The 2,798-nt window shown below is 52.5% G+C and carries 3 protein-coding genes; all 3 read right to left on the bottom strand.

Annotated elements, in window-relative coordinates:
• Positions 1–786 (bottom strand): DUF58 domain-containing protein (locus AQR02_RS04480; protein WP_148449131.1); only part of this gene is annotated, 786 nt, incomplete at its 3' end.
• 3 nt (positions 787–789) lie between these two features.
• Entirely contained in the window at positions 790–1,746 is a 957-nt protein-coding gene (locus AQR02_RS04475) for an AAA family ATPase (protein ID WP_054939559.1), read from the bottom strand.
• 275 nt (positions 1,747–2,021) lie between these two features.
• A partial coding sequence (locus tag AQR02_RS04470; protein WP_245237114.1) for a methyl-accepting chemotaxis protein occupies positions 2,022–2,798 on the bottom strand: 777 nt, incomplete at its 5' end.

Below are 2,798 nucleotides of genomic sequence, written 5' to 3'. Positions count from 1 at the left end.
GCCATAAGCCATGTAACTGCCGTCCAGCACCAGGATGGTCTTAGGCACCGATTCATGCTCAAATTCCTTAGACTTCCATTCGCCGGTCTTGGCGGTGGCATTCCAGTGGATGCGTGTTAACCGGTCACCGTAGATATAATCGCGCACACCGTTAATCTGTGTTGTCTCACGCCGTGAATGAAGTAGTGAGGTTTGCAGTCCGGCCAACCGCGATCTGCGCTCATACAGCAGCCAGCGCGGCACGAATACTGCGCGGGGGAGCACACGAAATTGTCCTTCAGCCTTGAATGTGCCTTTATGCTCTACCAGTCCGAAGATATCCTCAGCAAGAATATCCGTGTTCTCGAACGTGTAGCTGCCCCGCTCCAGTGCCGGTGTCTGAAACAGCAGCTCTCCCTGGCCTCTCAGGCTGGGGACCAGACTCTCTTCAAATACCCAGGACTCGCCGTTATGGCGCTTTAGAATTTCTCTGACCACTACATACGGCAACGGCAGAAAGCCCGGAATGGTGATCATCAGCTTCACACGCAGATAGCCGCCTGCGTAGAGCAGCTCGGGCTTCTCCTGCTCCGAATACAAGCTGCGTGTCCCTTTGGCCCTCCGGACTCCGCCCAGGGCGCCGATAACCAAATAAAGAATGAGCACGGAGACCATAATGAACAGCATGAATGAGGTTTTACCGCCCTGAAACAGCACATAGAGCAGCGTAACAGCCCAAATTGCGAGAATACCGGCGAATTTTCGTGGCTGGATGACAGCGGCCGCCCCAGACAGATAGTTCTTCATCTTTTATTGCCTCATCGTAACTGGCACACGGATGCTCTGCAGCAGCTTCTGGAGCAGGGATTCCACACTCACATTGTCGAGCCGCGATTCCGGACGGAGAATGATGCGGTGTCCCAGGGCGTATGGGGCTAGAATCTTCACATCATCCGGCAGCACATAGTCACGTTCCTGCAGGAAGGCGTAGGCTTTGCAGGCCATCATGAATGACAGCGAGGCACGCGGGCTCGCGCCCAGCAGCACCAGCGGATGCTCCCGGGTCTGGCGCACGATGTCCAGCAGATAATTCAGCACCGGATCACTGACGTACACCTCACGAATTTCCTCTTGAATAACAGCGATCTGCTCCATGCCCGTGACCGGTGTGAGCTTGTCCACAGGCTGTCCATCCTGGTGGCTCAGCAGCAGATTCTTCTCGGTTTCGCTGTCGGGATAACCAAGGCTGATCCGCAGCATAAAGCGGTCAAGCTGAGCTTCCGGCAGTGTATATGTGCCTTCGAAATCAATCGGGTTCTGGGTTGCACAGAGCATGAAGGGATGCGGAAGCGGATAGGTCTCGCCGTCTACCGTTACATTTCGTTCCTCCATGACCTCAAGCAGCGCCGACTGCGTCTTGGTCGTAGCCCGGTTAATTTCGTCGGCCAGCAGAATGTTGGTCATGACCGGACCGGGCCGGAAATGGAACATTTCATCACGGGGATGATAGACGGATACCCCGGTAATATCACTTGGCAGAATATCCGGATTGCATTGAATCCGCCGGTAATCACCGGACATGGATCGTGACAACGCCCGTATAAGCTGGGTTTTGCCGGTTCCCGGCACATCCTCAATCAGGACATGTCCACCAGCCAAGAGTGCCGTGAGCAGGAGTTCAATTTCAAAAGATTTGCCGAGTATGCAGGATTCCAGATTAGAGCGCACAGCCTTCATAATTTGCGTTGATTCTTGACGTACGGGCATATATGGTAGACCTCCTATGTCAGAATAAGCAGTAATAATTATATTTTACATGATTATGGGACCCAAAGTACATTATTGAAGGAGGTGAAATCGCATATATCCGAACATATGGCCCGTTTTACAAATATGAGTAGCGAAACCGCTTATTTCTTGTAATATATTACAAAAATCAATCCGGCACACTTCCTATATCCCCAGCAAAAAGTCAGTAGACCAAAACACAGGGCAGCGCTCTCCCGTATCTGGAGAAGCACTGCCCTGTTTCAGCCATTCTCTTACTTCGTTTGTTTATGGTCGCTTACCAGTTCGTTCAAGCCTACTATTAGCCCTTCAAGCTGTTTGAAGCTGCCTACCATGTTATCCGTCATCCGGCGCTGTTCTTCCACACCGGCCAGGATTTCTTCTGTAGCTGCACTGGATTGCTCGGTAACACTGGAGAACTCTGTTATTTCGCTAACCACTTTTTCCGAGAAATGCTTCATGCCCGCTGAGCTTTGCTCCACTTCACCGGCTTGAGCCAGCACCTTTTGGGCGTTGAGCTGAATCGATTGAAATACCTCTTCCGTCCGCTGCACCGACTCCTGTCCAGTCTGCAGAATGCTGCGGCTCTGCTCAAACTGTGCGATCAATGTCTGTGTCTGCTGCTGCAGGCCCGCGATTACATCGCTGATAGAATCGGCTGTCTTGCCGGAACTTTCGGCCAGCTTCCGCACCTCTCCGGCGACTACCGCGAAACCGCGGCCATGTTCACCGGCACGGGCAGCTTCAATGGACGCATTAAGGGCAAGCAGATTGGTCTGCCTGGAGATTTGCATAATTCCTTCAAGCATTTCATTAATATCCAGACTGCGCTGGCTGAATTCCTGCATCTGTGTGGAGGTAATATCCATCGTTTCAGTAAGCTCCGAGATTTGACCCGCCAACATTGTGACGTTGCTGCTGCCCTGCTCACTTACCGCAGCAGTCGCTTCCGACAGCTCCTTCATCTCCTGGGAATAGCTGGCAACATCGCGGATATGCTGGTCGGATACCGCAATAGCTTCCGTGATTTC

The sequence above is a fragment of the Paenibacillus ihuae genome (genome assembly GCF_001368795.1).
Classification (GTDB): Bacteria; Bacillota; Bacilli; order Paenibacillales; family Paenibacillaceae; genus Paenibacillus_AQ; species Paenibacillus_AQ ihuae.
This window is presented reverse-complemented; position numbering and strand designations above follow the sequence as displayed.